This window comes from Streptomyces sp. HM190 (assembly GCF_009857135.1).
GTDB classification, from domain to species: domain Bacteria; phylum Actinomycetota; class Actinomycetes; order Streptomycetales; family Streptomycetaceae; genus Streptomyces; species Streptomyces heilongjiangensis.
The window spans coordinates 3,513,889-3,530,339 of sequence record NZ_CP047318.1 but is presented as its reverse complement, the minus strand read 5'-3'; the positions used below and the strand labels follow the sequence as shown (position 1 = coordinate 3,530,339).

Below are 16,451 nucleotides of genomic sequence, written 5' to 3'. Positions count from 1 at the left end.
AGTGCGTCCCGTACCCGTCGACCCGAGGACCTCATGCGCGCGCGCACCAGTCGAACAGCCCTCCTCGTGGCGGTCAGCGCCGTCACCACGCTGATCCCCGCACTGACCCCCACCGCGGCGTCCGCCGCGACGGACCCCCTGCGCCCCTACCTCACGCAGAAGCCCTCCTGGCACCGCTGCGACAAGTCGCTGCCCGCCTCCCTGCAGTGCGCCACGATCAAGGTGCCGCTCGACTACCGCAAACCGGGCGGCAAGAAGCTCGACCTCGCGATATCCCGGATGCGGACGAGCACCAAGAAGGAACGTCGCGGCGTGCTCCTGCTCAACCCGGGCGGTCCGGGCGGGCCGGGCGTCGACATGCCGTACTACCTGGCCGGTCAGCTGCCGAAGTCGGTGAAGAGGACGTACGACCTCGTCGGCTTCGACCCGCGGGGCGTCGGCTGGAGCTCCCCCGTCGGCTGCGGCCTGACGTCCGGCGAGCGGAACTGGGACCGGCCGTACAAGCCCGAGACGTTCGGCAAGGACGTCAAGTGGGCGCGGACCGTCGCGGAGAAGTGCGACAAGAAGCAGGGCGACAGGCTGCGCCACCTCACCACCCGCAACACCGCCCGGGACATGGACGTCATCCGCGCGGTGCTCGGCGAGAAGAAGATCTCCTACCTCGGGTACTCGTACGGCACCTACCTCGGCGCCGTCTACACGCAGATGTTCCCCAAGCGTTCCGACCGCTTCGTGCTGGACAGCGCCGTCGACCCGGCCCGGATCTGGCGCGGGATGATCCAGGTCTGGGCGGAGGGCGCCGAGCCCGCCTTCACCCGGTGGACCGAGTGGACGGCCGCGCGGAACACCACCTACAAGCTGGGCGCCACGCCCGAGGCCGTCCGCACGACGTTCTACGACCTGATCGCCCGGGCCGACCGCAAGCCGATCGACCTCGACGGCACCCAGCTGACCGGGGACGACATCCGCTCCGGCCTGCGGGCCACGTTCTTCGGCGGCGGGCGCGACGCCGCCGAAGCGGTCGTCGAGCTGAAGAAGGCCGCGGACCGGACCCCGTCCTCCGCCACCCGCGAGCCCACGACGCCCGAGCCCGTTCCGCCGTCCTTCGGCCGGGCCGTGCCCGACGACAACAGCGACGCCGCCTTCTGGGCCGTGGTCTGCGCCGACACCCGCAACTGGCCGCGCGACCCCGAGCAGTACCGCGCGGACGCGATCCGGGACAAGGCCGCCTACCCGCTGTACGGCGACTTCGCCTCCTCCGTCAAGCCGTGCGCCTTCTGGAAGAAGCAGGGCAGCGAGCCCGCCACCAAGGTCGGCAACAAGGTGGGCGCGCTGATCCTGCAGAACGAGTGGGACTCCCAGACTCCGCTGGTCAGCGGCCAGGGCCTGCGCCGCGTCATGAAGGGCGCGAAGATGGTCACGGTCGCCGGGGGTGTCGGACACGGCATCTACGGCACCAAGTCGTGCGCCGACAAGACGGCCACCGCCTACCTGACCACCGGCAGGCTCCCCGCCAAGGACATCACCTGCAAGGCCCGTCCGGGCGCGCAGGAACGCGCCACCCCCAACCTGCTGCCGCTCCCCACGCCCCCGGGCATCCCGGGCCTGACCGGCCGCTTCTGATCACCACGGCCCCTGGGGCGCCACCCGCGTGCGGGCGCGCCCCAGGGGTCCGGCGTGTCCGCACGCGCGCAGGCGACCGGGAGCCGAGCGGACCGGAACGTACGGAACGCACGGCTCCGCGAGAAAGAAGATGCATAGGCTCATGCAGACTTCCCGGTGACTGAATAGGGTGGGTGCCGCACCGCGCTGATCGAGGGAGGCGTGTCCCGTTCCGGCGCGGGCGGGAACGCGGAAGGGGAGCGCGGTATGAGCGCCGAGCGGAACACCGGCGGCACGGGGGCGGCGAGCGGTGCGGACAGCCCCGCCGCACGCCTCCAGACCCTGTTCGAGGGACACCGGCTGACGCCCACTCAGCGGCGGATCGCGCACAGCATGGTGCGGCGCGCCGCGGACGTGCCGTTCCTGTCGAGCGTGGAACTGGCGGAACTCGCCGGGGTGAGCCAGCCGTCGGTGACCCGGTTCGCGGTGGCGCTCGGCTTCGACGGGTACCCGGCGCTGCGCCGTCACCTGCGCGAGGTCGCCCCCGCCGAACCGGCCTCGGCCGCCGCCGCCCTCAACGAGTACCAGCAGGCCGTCGAGGCCGAGATCGAGAACCTGCGGCATCTGGCCGAGGTGCTCGCCGACCCCGCCCCGGTGGCACGGGCCGGGCGGCTGCTCGCCGCGTCCAGGCCGCTGCCGGTCCTCGGCCTGCGGGCCGCCGCCGCCCAGGCGTACGGCTTCGCGTACTTCGCCGGCAAGGTCCACCCCGACGTACGGCTGCTGCACGAGGGCGGCAGCATGCTCCACGACCGGATCGACGCGGCGGTGCGCGCCGGGGCGACCGCGCTGCTCTGCTTCGCGCTGCCCCGGCACCCCCGCGAGGTCGTCGACATCCTCGCGTACGCCAAGGAGACCGGACTGACGGTCGTCACCGTCGCCGACTCCGCGTTCGCGCCCGTCGCCAAGGTCTCCGACCTGCTGCTTCCCGCCGCCGTCGGGACCGGCCTCGCCTTCGACACCGCCTGCGCGCCGATGCTGCTCGGGCGGGTGCTGCTGGAGGCCATGTGCGACGACCTGCCCGAGGCGCAGGCGCGGCTGGAGGAGTTCGACGCGAAGGCCGCGGCCCGCGGGCTGTTCGTGGAGTAGTACCTCTTGGGTTTCGGCCCGGTCGGTGGTATCCGCTTTCTCAGGCACGTTTCACCTTCGCTGGTTACCGTGCCTGGCGACTGAACGTACGACTGGAAACCGAACCTGGGACACGGGAGGCGGGAGAGTGGCGCGCGGAGGACAGGGGCTGGCTCGGGTGGCCGTCGTGGTACGGGCCGGGGCGGCACCGATGTGGTGGCTCGGAGTGGTCGCGGCGGGCGCCGGTGCGGTGCCGTCGGGGGTGACCGGACGGCGGATCGGGGTGCTCGGCGGTGCGGTGTTGTTCATCGTCGCCGCCGTGCTCGTCGCGGCGCTGCGACGGGGACGGTACGCGGAACTGGCGCGCGGGGCCGCGCGGGCGGGCAAGCACGATGTGCTGCAGGACCGTGCGGTGACCCTGCGGAACTGGCGGCGCGGACACCGCTGGTGGCTGCTGCTCGCGTTCGCCGCGGCACTCGCGTCGTCGTTCGCCGTCCCGGCGGCGGGCGGGATGCTGCTGGCCGGCGTCGGCACGGGTCTGTGGCTCAAGGCGGGCCGCCTCGGCCGCCGGGAACGCGCCGACGGACACCTGCTGTGGGTCCGCGTCGACTGGCTCTCGTCCCGCGGCGGCGCCCCGGCCGGCAAGCGCGTCACCGCCTACCGCTCCACGGGCGATGCCGCGGGCGACGCCCGCCCCGGCGGCGGCAGGCGCCCCGCGAGGACGACGGTGAGCGGACGGGCGTAGTACGCCTCCTCGGCTCGGCGGGCGGACACGGGCCCGCCCCGGTCCGGCGGTGCCTGACCGGGGCGGGTTCGACGCGGCGTCAGTCCTCGCCGCGTGTGCGGAGGACCAGCAGCTTCGGACCGAGCACGCGTGTGAGGCCGGGCTCCTCGGCGGGCGCGGAGGCCCCGGCGGTCGTTTCGGCGGTGGACAGGAGAACCTCCCCGGTCGGTGATTCCGTCCGAGGGACTCTGCCCTGTGCCGGGCCGGAAAAGCCTGCGGGGACGATTCGCGGAGCTTCGTCGGAGCTTCGCGGATGTCCGGCTCAGGTGGCGCGCAGCGTCCGCTTGGCCAACTCGTACGCGGGGAGCATGTCCTCGTGCTCCCCGGTGTCGAGCCCGCCGAGGTGGACGACGACGGGGCCCTCGTCTGTCACGGTGAGGAAGGCCCGCTCCTTCTTCGTCTCCTCCAGCGCCTCACTGGTGGAGAGGTACGCGACCTCGGCACCGAAGACACCGGAGTCCGAGGTGAAGTCGCTGTACCTCGCCTCGCTGGTGTCGCCCTCGGCCGTCACGAACTCCTTCAGCAGCGCCCGCGCGTCCCCGGCCCCGGCGCCCGCCTCGCCGGTCCACACCCGGATGAAGCCGATGTTCCCGGCGGGCTTGGCGTCGATCTCGCACGCGGCGGTGAAGGGGCCCTGGTGCAGCAGCGCCTCGGCCAGTTCGGCGGCTGCCTCGCCCCCGCCCTCCGCGGGGCCGGTGTCGACGGCCTCCGCCTTCCAGTGCTCCGCCGTGTCGAAGGCGACCGGCAGCGCGCAGGCGGAACCGGCCGCGCCCACCGAACCGCCGCGCGCGGCGACCTTGTCCCCCGTGCCGGAGCCGGCGGAGTCCGCCGCCCCGCCCGCCGAGGCCGACGGCCCGGCCCCCTCGCCCTGCGCCGGCTGCGAGCACCCCGCCAGCAGACCGGCCAGCACCACCACCTGGGCGAGCGCCGCCCCCCGTACCGCTCCGCGCACCGTCACCTTCTCCTCTCGACCCGAGGCGGACACGGTAGCGGAGGGGGACAGCTTGACGTTCGTACGGGTGTGCGGATGTGGGGGTGGTGGAGTGTTCCTGACCAGGCACCTGGGCCGGGACACGCCTGGGCGGCGCGCCCCGGCCGGGGTGCGCCGCCTCGTGGGTGGGCCTTCGGGGCGTCAGACCTCCAGTTCCGCCTCGATCCTCCGCAACTGGTGCCGCGCCATCGCCAGGTTGGCCCGCTTGGCGTCGAGCACCAGGTACAGGAAGAGGCCGTTGCCGCCGCGGCCGGTGAGCAGCCGGATCAGGTGGTAGGCGTCGGAGAGGGTGATCAGGATGTCCTCGATCTCGCCCTTGAGGCCGAGATGCTCCATGGTGCGCAACTTGGCGCGCACGACGTCCGTGTTGCCCGCGGCGGCGACGGTGAGGTCGAACCCCTTGCTGCCGCCGATCGTGCCCAGTGCCATGCCGCTGGTGTAGTCGACGAGGGCGGCGCCGGTCGCGCCCTCGATCGACGCGAGGGCCTCTTTGAGTGCGGTCTCGGTGTTGGCCATGGTGTGCGGTGTCCTTTCAGCTCTCTGACGTGGTGGGTGCGTGGGGAGCGGTACGGGGGGTGGATCGTGCGGTCGTGGCGCCGGGCGTCCGGCGGGGCATGGTCGACCTGACCGTGGCCCTGGACGGCGTCTGCGCCGGGGTCGGTTCGGTGCCCGGGGGCGTGGTCTGGGCGAGGGACCTGGCCGGGCTCCGCCCGGTCGCCTCGGCCGGGCCCCTGGCCGCGGCCCGCCCGGCGACCGGGTCGGCAGCGCGGCGGGGCGAGGCGTCCACCAGCTCCCCGATGCGGGTGCCGGTCCGCCGGCCCTCCAGGTGCAGCCGGCCCACGTTGACCCGGTCCTGGGCGAGCAGCGTGAGCACGGCGGAGCCACCCGCCGCGTACGTCGCCACATAGCCCTGCTCGCCGCGCAGCAGCAGTTCGCGCAGGTCGCCCCGGCCGCCCGCGTCGGTGATGCGTACGGCGACGCCCAGTGCGGCGGCGGTGAGTGCGGCCAGGCCCTCCGGCTCCACGCCGGGGGTGTCGTGGGCCAGCACCAGCCCGTCCACGCTGGCCGCGAGCGCCCCGGTCAGCTGGGGCACACGGGCCCGCAACCGGTGCAGTTCGTCGAGGACTTCCGCCTCGGCGGCCATGGGTGATCTCCTCTCGGCGGGGCGCTCCCGCTGCCGCTCAAAGGGCCTCCAGCGCATCCCTGAGCCTTTGCAGTAGGGCGATGTCGGGGTCGGCGGTGACCAGCGGCCACGGTGGTGCGGGGACGGGGGCGGGATCGAGGTGCGGCGGGGTGGTGCCCGGTGCGTCGGCCGACGCCGGCGGGAGGGGGCCGGCAGCGGTGGCCGCCCCGGCCGGGGAGCCGTCCGCGGGGCCGTCGGGGCTGTCGTACACGTCGGGGAGCGGGGCCGCGTACGGGGCGGCGGCCGGTGTCGGCGGGGTGGGGCCCGGTGGGGTTCTGGGCGGGCGGGGTGGTGCGGGGGAGATCAGGCCCGCCGCGGCCAGCCGGCGGACGGCCACCAGGGTGTGGAAGGTGGGGCGGCCGAGGGTCACGGAGATGTCGGCGGCGGTGCGGAAGCCGTCGATCTGGTCGAGCACGGCCCCCTGGCGGATCGGGACCGGCGGGGAGGAGGGACCGGCCGCCCGTATCAGCGGGGCGTCGTCCGCCGCCGCGTCGGGCCAGATGCGGTGCAGCAGGTCCCTGCGGCGCAGCGCCTCCCGCGTGATCGTGGCCACCGGCACCGGGCGGATCGGTCCCAGCCAGTGCGCGGCCCCGTAGCGGAAGCGGGCCGGGGCGCTGCTCGGCCCCAGCACGAAGTACGCCGCGTCGAACATCGCGCCGGCGTGGCACAGTTCCAGCGTGCCCTTGGCGACCCGGCCGCTGTCGACGAGGAACCGTCCGACCCGCAGCCCGGCCCCCGCCGTGTCGACGGCCTCCCGCCAGCCGTCGGTGTCGAGGACGCCCCCGGCGCTGAGCAGTACGTCCAGCCCGGGTGACCGGGGGCTCTCGGCGTGCACCACCTCGCCGTCGGACAGGTAGAGCGAGCCCGACTCGCGCAGCAGGACGCCGGTGGCCCGCTCGGCGGCCAGCCGGTGCAGCATGGGCGAGACGGCGTGCCGGGTGCGCTCGCCGCGCACGGGCAGCGGGGGAGCCGACGTGATGATCACGGTCATGCCAGCACCAGCCGCCCCGCCATCTCGCCGAGCCGGATCCGGGCCAGCGCGAGGTTGCCGTCCGCCCTCGCCAGCCACAGATGCAGGAAGACACTGCTGTCGAACGTCGTCCGCACGAACCGCAGCACGTGGTACGTGTCCCGGTTGCTGACGATCAGGTCCTCGACCGGGAGATCGGCCCCGGACCAGTCCGAACCCTCCTCCGGGGCGAACGCCCGGTGCTCCGCCGCGAGCCGGGCCAGCTCCGCGGCCTCGGCCGCGGTCGTCTCGTGGTCACCGCCGGGCGCCTCCCCGACCGTGCCCAGCGCCAGTCCGCTGGTCCAGTCGACCACCGCGGCGCCCAGGGCACCGGGCAGCCTCATGGCCTCCACCAGACACTCGTCGATTCCGGGCACCGTGGCTCCCCTCCTGCCTGCGGTTCGGCTGAGTGACGCAGACGCTACGCAACGTGTGCGCGAGGAGTGAGCGATCTGGCAATTCCCAGCGGAACATGCGGAGGGGGGACTAAGGTGGGTCGACTTGCCTCATTTTCCCCGCCGTCGCGGCCCGTGAGCGCGACCAGTGTGCTGACCTGGGGTTATGTGCTCGATCCGGACATGGACCCCGAGCGGACCGCCGGACGTCCTCCATGGTGGGGGGAGTGCGGGGTGCGCGAACTGAAGCATTCGGCATGGCGCGCGCCCCCGAGTGCGCGAAGACGCGGGCGACCACGCGACCGGCCGCCGGCGACGCACGGGACCTCCCCGGCGGTCGGCGGGTGTCAGAGCCCCAGGAGCCCCGACCGCTCCCCGCCGCCCGACTCGGCGACGATCTCCTCCGTCGTCTGCGCCCGCCGGACCACCGCGAAGCGCACCCCGCCCTCGCCCGCACCGGGCGCGTAGCCGTGTATCGCGGGCCTCGGCAGCGAGTTGTACCCGTAGTGGTGGGCGAAGTAGTACGCCCCGGTGTCCAACGCGGCCACGTAGTCCCCCGGTTCGAGGTGCGGCAGGGAGCGCCCCCGCGCCAGCAGGTCCCCGGCGAAGCAGGCCGGTCCGGCCACGTCCTGCACGACCGCCGGCCCCTCCTTCACCCGCCCCTTGCCGTCGTACGCGGCGATCCGCAGCGGCCACGCCCCCGGCGCGTACACCGTCCGCGCCGCCACCTGCACCCCCGCGTGGGTGACCGCCACGGCCCGCCCGCCGGCGCTCTTGGTGTACTCCACGCGCGCGACCACCGCCCCGTGCTTGGCGAGCAGCGACCGCCCGAACTCGGTGACCAGCCCGTACCGCCCGTCGAACAGTCCCGGCACCGCCTCGGCCAGCAGCCGCGCGTACTGCGCGTGCGTCGGTGTCGCCGCCTCCGACGCGAAGTTCACCGGCAGTCCGCCGCCGATGTCGATCGTGTCGATCTGCTGCCGTCCGATCCGCCGGTTGATCTCCTCGGCGAGGTCGTACGTCTCCGCGACGCCCCGGGTCATCAGGGACAGCGGCATGCCCTGCGACCCGGAGTGCGCGTGCAGCCGGCTCAGCCAGGGCCGCTCCAGACACGCCCGTACCACCCACTCCCGGGCGCCCTCGTCCCGTAGCGGCACCCCGAACTTCGAGGTGGCCGTCGCGGTGGACAGCGCGTCGATCGCACCCCCGCCGACCTGGGGGTTCACCCGGATGCCCAGGGGTGAGCGGGTGGTGGCCGAGCGGACGAGCGCGTCCAGGCGCTCCAGCTCCTGCGGATTGTCCGCGTTGACGGCGATGCCCAGCGCCAGTGCCTCCCGCAGCTCCGCCGGGGTCTTGGCGGGGGAGTCCAGCACGGTCTGCCGGGGCGGCACCCCGGCGGCCCGCGCCAGGGCCAGCTCGCCGGCGCTCGCGACCTCCGCGCCGATCCCCGCCTCGTGCAGCAGCCGCAGCACCGGCACCAGTGGTGTCGCCTTCACCGCGAACGCGTGCAGCACCGGCGTGCCCGGCGCCGTCACCTCGTCGAACGCGCGCCGCAGCGCCGCCGCCGACGCCCGGATCCCGGCGACGTCCAGCAGTCCGATCAGCGGCGTGCCGGGCCCGAGCAGCCCCTGCTCCACGGCCGCCCGCACGGCGTCGTCCCGCCGGGCCGCGCGCTCGTCGTCCGTCTCGGACAGGCGGAGCGTGCGCTCGCCGTCCGCCTCGGCGGACCCCGTCCCGCCGGCCCCGCGCGTCGCGTCTCCCATCTCGTCCCCCCGTGGTGGTGTCGTTCCCGGGCTCACGCACCCAGTGTGTCCAGCCAAACATCCGCGGCGCGCCGGCGCTGGCGTACGGGCGTATTGACTAGCTCTATTCATCGAGTCAGGATGTGAATAGTTGCTGTAAATCGAGGAGGCAGACCCGTGTCAGGACCACGCCCTGTTCGAGCCCCGCGCGGTACGGAACTGAGCACGCTGGGCTGGCAGCAGGAAGCCGCCCTCCGCATGCTGCAGAACAACCTCGACCCCGAGGTCGCCGAACACCCCGACAAACTCGTCGTCTACGGCGGCACGGGCAAGGCCGCCCGCGACTGGCGCTCCTTCGACGCCATGGTCCGCACGCTGCGGACCCTCAAGCAGGACGAGACGATGCTCGTCCAGTCCGGCCGCCCCGTCGGCGTCATGCAGACCCACGAGTGGGCCCCGCGCGTCCTCATCGCCAACTCCAACCTCGTCGGCGACTGGGCGAACTGGGAGGAGTTCCGCCGCCTCGAACAGCTCGGCCTGACCATGTACGGCCAGATGACCGCCGGCTCCTGGATCTACATCGGCACCCAGGGCATCCTCCAGGGCACCTACGAGACCTTCGCGGCCGTCGCCGCCAAGAAGTTCGGCGGCACCCTCGCCGGGACCATCACCCTCACCGCCGGCCTCGGCGGCATGGGCGGCGCCCAGCCGCTCGCCGTCACCATGAACGACGGCGTCGCGCTCTGCATCGACTGCGACCCGCGCGCGATCGAGCGCCGCATCGAGCACCGCTACCTGGACGTGCGGGCCGACTCCCTCGACCACGCCCTGCGGCTGGCCACCGAGGCCCGTGACGCCCGCCGCCCGCTGTCCATCGGCGTCCTCGGCAATGCCGCCGAGCTGGTACCGCAGCTCCTCGCCAGGGGCGCCCCCATCGACATCGTCACGGACCAGACCTCGGCCCACGACCCCCTGTCGTACCTCCCCGTGGGTGTCGACTTCGACGACATGGCCGCCTACGCCGCCAAGGACCCGGCCGGCTTCACCACCCGCGCCCGCGAGTCCATGGCCCGGCACGTCGAGGCCATGGTCGGCTTCCAGGACGCCGGCGCCGAGGTCTTCGACTACGGCAACTCCATCCGCGGCGAGGCCCAGCTCGCCGGGTACGACCGCGCGTTCGCCTTCCCCGGCTTCGTCCCCGCCTACATCCGCCCCCTGTTCTGCGAGGGCAAGGGCCCCTTCCGCTGGGCGGCGCTCTCCGGCGACCCCGCCGACATCGCGAAGACCGACAAGGCGATCCTCGACCTCTTCCCCGAGAACGAGTCCCTCCACCGCTGGATCAGGATGGCCGGCGAGCGCGTCCACTTCCAGGGCCTGCCCGCCCGTATCTGCTGGCTCGGCTACGGCGAGCGCGACAAGGCCGGCGAGCGCTTCAACGACATGGTCGCGAGCGGCGAACTGGCCGCCCCGCTGGCCATCGGCCGCGACCACCTCGACTGCGGCTCCGTCGCCTCCCCCTACCGCGAGACCGAGGCCATGCTCGACGGCTCGGACGCCATCGCCGACTGGCCGCTGCTCAACGCCATGGTCAACGTCGCCTCCGGCGCCTCCTGGGTCTCCCTCCACCACGGCGGCGGCGTCGGCATGGGCCGCTCGATCCACGCCGGCCAGGTCACCGTCGCCGACGGCACGAAGCTGGGCGGCGAGAAGATCCGCCGCGTCCTCACCAACGACCCCGGCATGGGCGTCATCCGCCATGTCGACGCCGGCTACGACATCGCCGAGTCGGTCGCCGACGAGCGCGGCGTGCGGGTGCCGATGCGCGAGGGCGCCGAAGCCGCGCACGGCGAGGGTGAGGACGCGTGACCCCGAGCCACGGCGGCCACGACGGCGGCTCCCCGGCGGGGGCCGCCCCCTCACCGGCACCCGCGGGCCCGGCCGGACCGGGCGGCGCCTCCTTCCACGAGATGTGGCGCGACCTGCGCCCGGTCGGACGGCACCCCGGCTCCGGCGGGTACCGCCGTTACGCCTGGACCGGCGCCGACGCCGAGTGCCGGGCCTGGTTCGAGGAGCAGGCCCGTGACCGGGGCCTGGACTACGAGGTCGACCGCAACGGCAACCAGTGGGCCTGGCTCGGCGACCCCCGCCGGGGCGACGCCGTCGTCACCGGGTCCCACCTCGACTCCGTGCCCGACGGCGGCGCCTTCGACGGTCCCCTCGGCGTCGTGTCCGCCTTCGCCGCGCTCGACGAACTCCGCGCCCGGGGCGCCCGGTTCGACAGGCCGCTCGGGATCGTGAACTTCGGCGACGAGGAGGGCGCCCGCTTCGGCCTCGCCTGTGTGGGCTCCCGGCTCAGCTCCGGGCAGCTGACCGTCGAACAGGCCCACCGGCTGACCGACGGCGACGGGATGACCCTGCCGCAGGCGATGGAGGCCGCCGGGTACGACCCGGACGGCATCGGCGCCGACCCCGAACGGCTCGCCCGGATCGGCGCGTTCGTCGAACTGCACGTCGAACAGGGCCGGGCGCTGGACCTGTCCGGCGACGCCGTCGGCATCGCCAGCGCGATCTGGCCGCACGGACGGTGGCGCTTCGACTTCCGGGGCGAGGCCAACCACGCGGGCACCACCCGGCTCGTCGACCGCCGCGACCCCATGCTGTCGTACGCGGAGACCGTGCTCGCCGCCCGCCGCGAGGCACGGCTCGCGGGCGCCGTCGCCACCTTCGGCAAGATCTCCGTCGAACCCAACGGCGTGAACGCCATCCCCTCCCTGGTCCGCGGCTGGCTCGACTCCCGCGCCGAGGACCAGCAGACGCTGGACACGGTCGTCGCCGCCGTCGAGGAGGCGGCCCGCGACCACGCCCGGCTCCACGGGGTCGAACTGGACGTCGTCCGCGAGTCCTTCACCCCGGTCGTCGAGTTCGAGCACGCCCTGCGCGACGAACTCGCCCGCATTCTCGGCCATGGCGCCGCCGAGCTGAAGGTGCCGGTGCTCGGGACCGGAGCCGGACACGACGCGGGGATCCTCTCCGGCCACGTCCCGACCGCCATGCTGTTCGTACGCAACCCCACCGGCGTCTCGCACTCCCCGGCCGAGCACGCCGCCGAGGACGACTGCCTGGCCGGGGTGACCGCGCTCGCCGACGTACTGGAAGGGCTGGCCCGCAGGTGACGCAGACGACCTACTGGCTGGAACACGCCTGGCTCGGCGCCGACGTCGAGTCGGGCGTCACCCTGACCGTGGACGGGCCGGGCGGCCCGCGGGCCGGACGCATCACCGCCGTCCGCACCGGCACCCCCGCCCCGCCCCCCGGCGCCGAACCCCTCAGGGGACTCACCCTCCCCGGACTCGCCAACGCCCACAGCCACGCCTTCCACCGGGCCCTGCGCGCCACCGTCCAGGTCGGCTCGGGCACCTTCTGGACCTGGCGCGAGGTCATGTACCAGGTGGCGCACCGGCTGACCCCCGACAGCTACCACGCTCTCGCCCGCGCCGTGTACGCCGAGATGGCGCTCGCCGGCATCACCGCCGTCGGCGAGTTCCACTACGTGCACCACGCGCCCGGCGGCACCCCTTACGCCGACCCGAACGCGATGGGCGAGGCACTGATCGCGGCCGCCGCCGAGGCCGGGATCCGGATCACCCTCCTCGACACCGCCTACCTCTCCTCCGGGTTCGGCCAGGCACCCGACCGGCACCAGCTCCGCTTCTCCGACGGCACCGCGGACGCCTGGGCCGAACGCTGCTCCGCCCTCAAGGAACGGGACCACGCGCGGATCGGGGCCGCCATCCACTCCGTACGGGCCGTGCCCGCCGGACAACTGGCCACCGTGGCCCGCTGGGCCGAGGAAAGGCGGGCCCCGCTGCACGTCCACCTCTCGGAGCAGACGGCCGAGAACGACGCCTGCGCGCAGGCGCACGGCCGCACCCCGACCCGGCTCCTCGCCGACCACGGGGTCCTGGGGCCCCGCACCACCGGCGTCCACAACACCCACCTCACCGACACCGACATCGCGCTGATCGGCGGCAGCGGCACCGGCACCTGCATGTGCCCCACCACCGAACGCGACCTCGCCGACGGCATCGGACCCGCCGTCGCCCTCCAACGGGCCGGCTCCCCGCTCTGCCTCGGCTCCGACAGCCACGCCGTCATCGACCTGTTCGAGGAGGCACGCGCGATGGAGCTGAACGAACGGCTCCGCAGCCGCACCCGCGGCCACTGGACGGCGGCGGCCCTCCTGCGGGCGGCCACCGCAGACGGCCACGCGGCGCTCGGCTGGGACGAGGCCGGCACCCTGGAGCCCGGAGCGCTCGCCGACTTCACGACGATCGCGCTCGACTCCGTCAGGACGGCAGGCCCGCTTCCACGGCTGGGCGCGGAGACGGCTGTATTCGCCGCGTCGGCAGCAGACGTGTCGCACACGGTCGTGGGCGGTCGGCACGTCGTGCGGGACGGGGCGCACGCCCTCGTACCGGATGTGCCGACGGCGCTCGCCGAGGCCGTCGCAGCCCTGCGGGGATGAGGCCCGCCCGCGCACCCGACCCCGATCCCGACCCGACCGCCGACCAGGCCACCAAGGACGCCATGAGCAGCCCGACGACCGACAGCCCCGCCCACTCCGCGAGCACCGCCAGCACGCTCATCACCAACATCGCTGCCCTGGTCACCAACGACCCCTCCCTCGGCGACGGATCCCCTCTCGGTCTGATCCGGGACGCGGCACTCGTCATCGACGGTCCACGCGTCGCGTGGACCGGTGACCGAAGCAAAGCACCCGCCACTGACAACCGGGTCGACGCCGGGGGCCGGGCGGTGCTCCCGGGCTTCGTGGACTCCCACTCCCACCTCGTCTTCGCGGGCGACCGGACCGAGGAGTTCAACGCCCGGATGTCCGGCCGGGCCTACACCGCCGGCGGCATCCGCACCACCGTCGCCGCCACCCGCGCCGCCACCGACGAGGAACTGGAGGCCAACCTCGTCCGCTACCTGCGCGAGGCACTGCGCCAGGGCACGACCACCTTCGAGACGAAGTCCGGCTACGGCCTGACCGTCGAGGACGAGGCGCGGGCCCTGCGCATCGCCGCCCGGCACACCGACGAGGTGACCTACCTCGGCGCGCACATCGTGTCCCCGGACCACGCCGAGGACCCGGCCGCGTACGTGGCCCTGGTCACCGGCGAGATGCTCGACGCCTGCGCCCCGTACGCCCGTTGGATCGACGTCTTCTGCGAGAAGGGCGCCTTCGACGGCGACCAGGCCCGCGCCGTCCTCACCGCGGGCAGGGCCCGGGGGCTGCACCCGCGCATCCACGCCAACCAGCTCTCGTACGGCCCCGGCGTGCAGCTCGCCGTCGAACTGGACGCGGCGAGCGCCGACCACTGCACCCATCTGACCGACGCCGACGTGGACGCCCTCGCCCACAGCCGCACGGTCGCCACCCTGCTTCCCGGCGCCGAGTTCTCCACCCGTGCCGCGTGGCCGGACGCCCGCCGCCTGCTCGACGCGGGCGTCACCGTCGCCCTGTCGACCGACTGCAACCCGGGCTCGTCCTTCACCTCGTCGGTGCCGTTCTGTGTCGCGCTCGCCGTGCGGGACATGGGGATGACGCCGGACGAGGCGGTCTGGTCGGCCACGGCCGGGGGCGCGCGGGCGCTGCGCCGGGACGACGTCGGCCGCCTCTCCCCGGGCGCGTACGCCGACCTGGTCCTGCTGGACGCGCCCAGCCATGTCCACCTCGCCTACCGGCCGGGCGTCCCCCTGGTCACCGGTGTGTGGCGCCGGGGTGTGCGCGAGGTCTGAGCCGGGGCCCGGACACGGTTCGGCCGGGTGCGGGAGGAACATGGCTCCCGCCGCACCCGGCCGAACCGTCTCGTCGTGCCCGACGCGGACTACTCGTCGAGGGTCAGCCCCTTGCGCAGGCGGACCAGCGTGCGGGACAGCAGCCGGGACACGTGCATCTGCGAGATGCCCAGCTCGTCCCCGATCTCGGACTGCGTCATGTTGGCGACGAACCTGAGGGAGAGGATCTTCCGGTCGCGTGGTGCCAGCCCGGCGATCAGGGGCTTCAGGGACTCGACGTACTCGATGCCCTCCAGCCCGTGGTCCTCGTAGCCGATGCGGTCGGCCAGCGTGCCCTCGGAGTCGTCCTCCTCGGGCTGGGCGTCCAGCGACGAGGCCGTATAGGCGTTCGACGCGGCCATGCCCTCGACGACCTCGTCGTTCGTGAGGCCCAGGCGCTCCGCCAACTCTGCCACTGTCGGAGCGCGATCGAGCTTCTGGGACAGCTCGTCGCCGGCCTTGGCCAGGTCGAGGCGGAGCTCCTGGAGTCTGCGCGGAACCCGCACGGACCAGCTCGTGTCACGGAAGAAACGCTTGATCTCGCCGACGATCGTCGGCATCGCGAAGGTGGGGAACTCGACGCCTCGGCTCAGCTCGAAGCGGTCGATGGCCTTGATCAGGCCGATCGTCCCGACCTGGATGATGTCGTCCATCGGTTCGCTGCGCGAGCGGAACCGGGAGGCGGCGAACTTCACGAGCGCGAGGTTCAGCTCCACCAGGGTATTGCGGACGTACGCGTAGTCGTGGGTGCCTTCCTCGAGCGATTCGAGACGCTCGAAGAGGGTCTTGGACAAGGCCCGTGCGTCCACCGGCCCCACCTCGTCGTACGGGGGGATCTCCGGAAGGTCGGCGAGCGGGTCGCCCGATGGGTGGGCGATGTCGTCGAGACCGTCTTCCGGAGAGGGTGTCGACGTCGCCCGCTGGGTATGCGATTCGTCGAGCCGGGGTGACATGATGTCCTCCATCGTTCTCGGCATATGGCCGCCGATGCCCATACGTGCACTGCGGTGTGCGGCGCCTCCGAAGCCGGCCGTGTCGATTGGTGTCACCACTAGGCCTACCCGGTTCCGGGACACCGTTGCAAGTTCCCACTGTGGCGAAATGTCCGTTTGCGGGTGATTGTTCGGGTGTCGGGGAGTGTGGAGAAGGCGTAGTGTTCGAGGGCGAGTCAGCAGCCACGACGGTCGGGAGAGATGACGGCATGGACCGTGGGACGGTCGGCAGCGCACAGTCGGGCCGGCTACGGGTCGAAGTGCGGGAAGAGGGCGCCAGCGCCGTCGTGACCCCGGCGGGTGAGCTCGATCACCACACCGCCGATCTGTTGCGCGAGCCGCTCGAAGGCTGCCTGGACAAGGGCTTCGCCCGCCTTGTGGTGGACTGCACACAACTGGAGTTCTGTGACTCCACCGGACTCAACGTCCTGCTGGGCGTCCGCCTGCGGGCGGAGGCCGCGGGCGGTGGGGTCCATCTGGCGGGGATGCTGCCGGCGGTCGCCCGGGTCTTCGAGATCACCGGAGCCGAGGCCGTCTTCACCGTCCACGACACCGTCGAGGCGGCCCTGTCCTCCTAGGTCCCGCACGCCGACCGCCCCGCGGTCGGCTGCCCCCCTGCCGGCCGGACCGTCCGCGGGGAGGGCCTGCGCGCGTGCCCCTCCTGACCGGCGGGTTACTGGCGTCACAGGTTTCGTGCCGAAAACGTGGGTGTTCTGACGGTTCGCTCGGGCAGGAGACATCCTGAACGGGTCGCACACGCCGGCCGACGGCCGGGCGGCCACGACGG

At 73.5% G+C, this 16,451-nt stretch carries 15 protein-coding genes; 8 read left to right on the top strand and 7 right to left on the bottom strand.

Annotation, left to right across the window (positions count from 1 at the left end; all coding sequences use genetic code 11):
• The first annotated feature begins 33 nt into the window (after positions 1 to 33).
• From GSY65_RS14815 to GSY65_RS14805, 3 genes are all read left to right on the top strand, one after another.
• Complete coding sequence (locus tag GSY65_RS14815; protein ID WP_159768328.1) at positions 34 to 1,623, top strand: alpha/beta hydrolase; 1,590 nt, start codon at positions 34 to 36, stop codon at positions 1,621 to 1,623.
• 246 nt (positions 1,624 to 1,869) lie between these two features.
• Positions 1,870 to 2,748, top strand: a complete 879-nt coding sequence (locus GSY65_RS14810; protein WP_159768325.1) for a MurR/RpiR family transcriptional regulator — start codon at positions 1,870 to 1,872, stop codon at positions 2,746 to 2,748.
• 127 nt (positions 2,749 to 2,875) lie between these two features.
• Positions 2,876 to 3,472 carry a hypothetical protein gene (locus GSY65_RS14805; RefSeq protein ID WP_159768322.1) on the top strand — a complete coding sequence of 199 codons (597 nt, stop codon included), beginning with the start codon at positions 2,876 to 2,878 and terminating at the stop codon, positions 3,470 to 3,472.
• A 301-nt stretch (positions 3,473 to 3,773) separates the two neighbouring features.
• Here the strand turns inward: GSY65_RS14805 and GSY65_RS14800 are convergent, their stop codons facing one another.
• From GSY65_RS14800 to GSY65_RS14775, 6 genes are all read right to left on the bottom strand, one after another.
• Complete coding sequence (locus tag GSY65_RS14800) at positions 3,774 to 4,469, bottom strand: lipoprotein (protein WP_443043225.1); 696 nt, start codon at positions 4,467 to 4,469, stop codon at positions 3,774 to 3,776.
• Between the two features lie 174 nt (positions 4,470 to 4,643).
• Positions 4,644 to 5,018 (bottom strand): hypothetical protein, encoded by a 375-nt coding sequence (locus GSY65_RS14795; RefSeq protein WP_159768319.1) that lies wholly within the window; start codon positions 5,016 to 5,018, stop codon positions 4,644 to 4,646.
• Between the two features lie 16 nt (positions 5,019 to 5,034).
• A complete protein-coding gene (locus GSY65_RS14790) occupies positions 5,035 to 5,646 on the bottom strand; it encodes a roadblock/LC7 domain-containing protein (RefSeq protein ID WP_159768316.1) in 612 nt (203 codons plus the stop codon).
• Positions 5,647 to 5,683: 37 nt separating this feature from the next.
• On the bottom strand, positions 5,684 to 6,676 hold the full coding sequence (locus tag GSY65_RS14785; protein WP_159768313.1) for a hypothetical protein: 993 nt from the start codon (positions 6,674 to 6,676) through the stop codon (positions 5,684 to 5,686).
• Positions 6,673 to 7,071, bottom strand: a complete 399-nt coding sequence (locus GSY65_RS14780) for a hypothetical protein (protein WP_159768310.1) — start codon at positions 7,069 to 7,071, stop codon at positions 6,673 to 6,675. The genes GSY65_RS14785 and GSY65_RS14780 overlap by 4 nt, the downstream gene beginning before the upstream one ends.
• Before the next feature lie 365 nt (positions 7,072 to 7,436).
• Positions 7,437 to 8,852, bottom strand: a complete 1,416-nt coding sequence (locus GSY65_RS14775) for a diaminopimelate decarboxylase (protein WP_159768307.1) — start codon at positions 8,850 to 8,852, stop codon at positions 7,437 to 7,439.
• A 156-nt stretch (positions 8,853 to 9,008) separates the two neighbouring features.
• On the opposite strand from GSY65_RS14775, the gene hutU reads away from it, so the two are divergent.
• The 4 genes from hutU to hutI all read left to right on the top strand — a co-directional run bounded on the left by hutU (position 9,009) and on the right by hutI (position 14,633).
• Positions 9,009 to 10,697, top strand: a complete 1,689-nt coding sequence (gene hutU, locus GSY65_RS14770) for a urocanate hydratase (protein WP_159768304.1) — start codon at positions 9,009 to 9,011, stop codon at positions 10,695 to 10,697.
• 101 nt (positions 10,698 to 10,798) lie between these two features.
• On the top strand, positions 10,799 to 12,004 hold the full coding sequence (locus GSY65_RS14765; protein WP_159775969.1) for an allantoate amidohydrolase: 1,206 nt from the start codon (positions 10,799 to 10,801) through the stop codon (positions 12,002 to 12,004).
• Entirely contained in the window at positions 12,001 to 13,356 is a 1,356-nt protein-coding gene (locus GSY65_RS14760; protein WP_159768301.1) for a formimidoylglutamate deiminase, read from the top strand. The genes GSY65_RS14765 and GSY65_RS14760 overlap by 4 nt, the downstream gene beginning before the upstream one ends.
• The gene (hutI, locus tag GSY65_RS14755; RefSeq protein ID WP_159768298.1) at positions 13,353 to 14,633 is read left to right on the top strand and encodes an imidazolonepropionase; all 1,281 of its coding nucleotides are present in this window, start codon (positions 13,353 to 13,355) and stop codon (positions 14,631 to 14,633) included. The genes GSY65_RS14760 and hutI overlap by 4 nt, the downstream gene beginning before the upstream one ends.
• 89 nt (positions 14,634 to 14,722) lie before the next feature.
• On the opposite strand, the gene GSY65_RS14750 is transcribed toward hutI, so the two are convergent.
• Positions 14,723 to 15,637 (bottom strand): RNA polymerase sigma factor SigF, encoded by a 915-nt coding sequence (locus tag GSY65_RS14750; protein WP_201452543.1) that lies wholly within the window; start codon positions 15,635 to 15,637, stop codon positions 14,723 to 14,725.
• A 236-nt stretch (positions 15,638 to 15,873) separates the two neighbouring features.
• On the opposite strand from GSY65_RS14750, the gene GSY65_RS14745 reads away from it, so the two are divergent.
• A complete protein-coding gene (locus GSY65_RS14745) occupies positions 15,874 to 16,242 on the top strand; it encodes an STAS domain-containing protein (RefSeq protein ID WP_159768295.1) in 369 nt (122 codons plus the stop codon).
• Positions 16,243 to 16,451 lie beyond the last annotated feature (209 nt).

What these genes read in the sequence shown, in the direction of transcription:
- GSY65_RS14815 (WP_159768328.1), top strand. Translation starts at nt 34, where the DNA reads ATGCGCGCGCGCACCAGTCGAACAGCCCTCCTCGTGGCGGTCAGCGCC.
- GSY65_RS14810 (WP_159768325.1), top strand. Translation starts at nt 1,870, where the DNA reads ATGAGCGCCGAGCGGAACACCGGCGGCACGGGGGCGGCGAGCGGTGCG.
- GSY65_RS14795 (WP_159768319.1), bottom strand. Translation starts at nt 5,018, where the DNA reads ATGGCCAACACCGAGACCGCACTCAAAGAGGCCCTCGCGTCGATCGAG.
- GSY65_RS14790 (WP_159768316.1), bottom strand. Translation starts at nt 5,646, where the DNA reads ATGGCCGCCGAGGCGGAAGTCCTCGACGAACTGCACCGGTTGCGGGCC.
- GSY65_RS14785 (WP_159768313.1), bottom strand. Translation starts at nt 6,676, where the DNA reads ATGACCGTGATCATCACGTCGGCTCCCCCGCTGCCCGTGCGCGGCGAG.
- GSY65_RS14775 (WP_159768307.1), bottom strand. Translation starts at nt 8,852, where the DNA reads ATGGGAGACGCGACGCGCGGGGCCGGCGGGACGGGGTCCGCCGAGGCG.
- GSY65_RS14765 (WP_159775969.1), top strand. Translation starts at nt 10,799, where the DNA reads ATGTGGCGCGACCTGCGCCCGGTCGGACGGCACCCCGGCTCCGGCGGG.
- hutI (WP_159768298.1), top strand. Translation starts at nt 13,353, where the DNA reads ATGAGGCCCGCCCGCGCACCCGACCCCGATCCCGACCCGACCGCCGAC.
- GSY65_RS14750 (WP_201452543.1), bottom strand. Translation starts at nt 15,637, where the DNA reads ATGGAGGACATCATGTCACCCCGGCTCGACGAATCGCATACCCAGCGG.
- GSY65_RS14745 (WP_159768295.1), top strand. Translation starts at nt 15,874, where the DNA reads ATGGACCGTGGGACGGTCGGCAGCGCACAGTCGGGCCGGCTACGGGTC.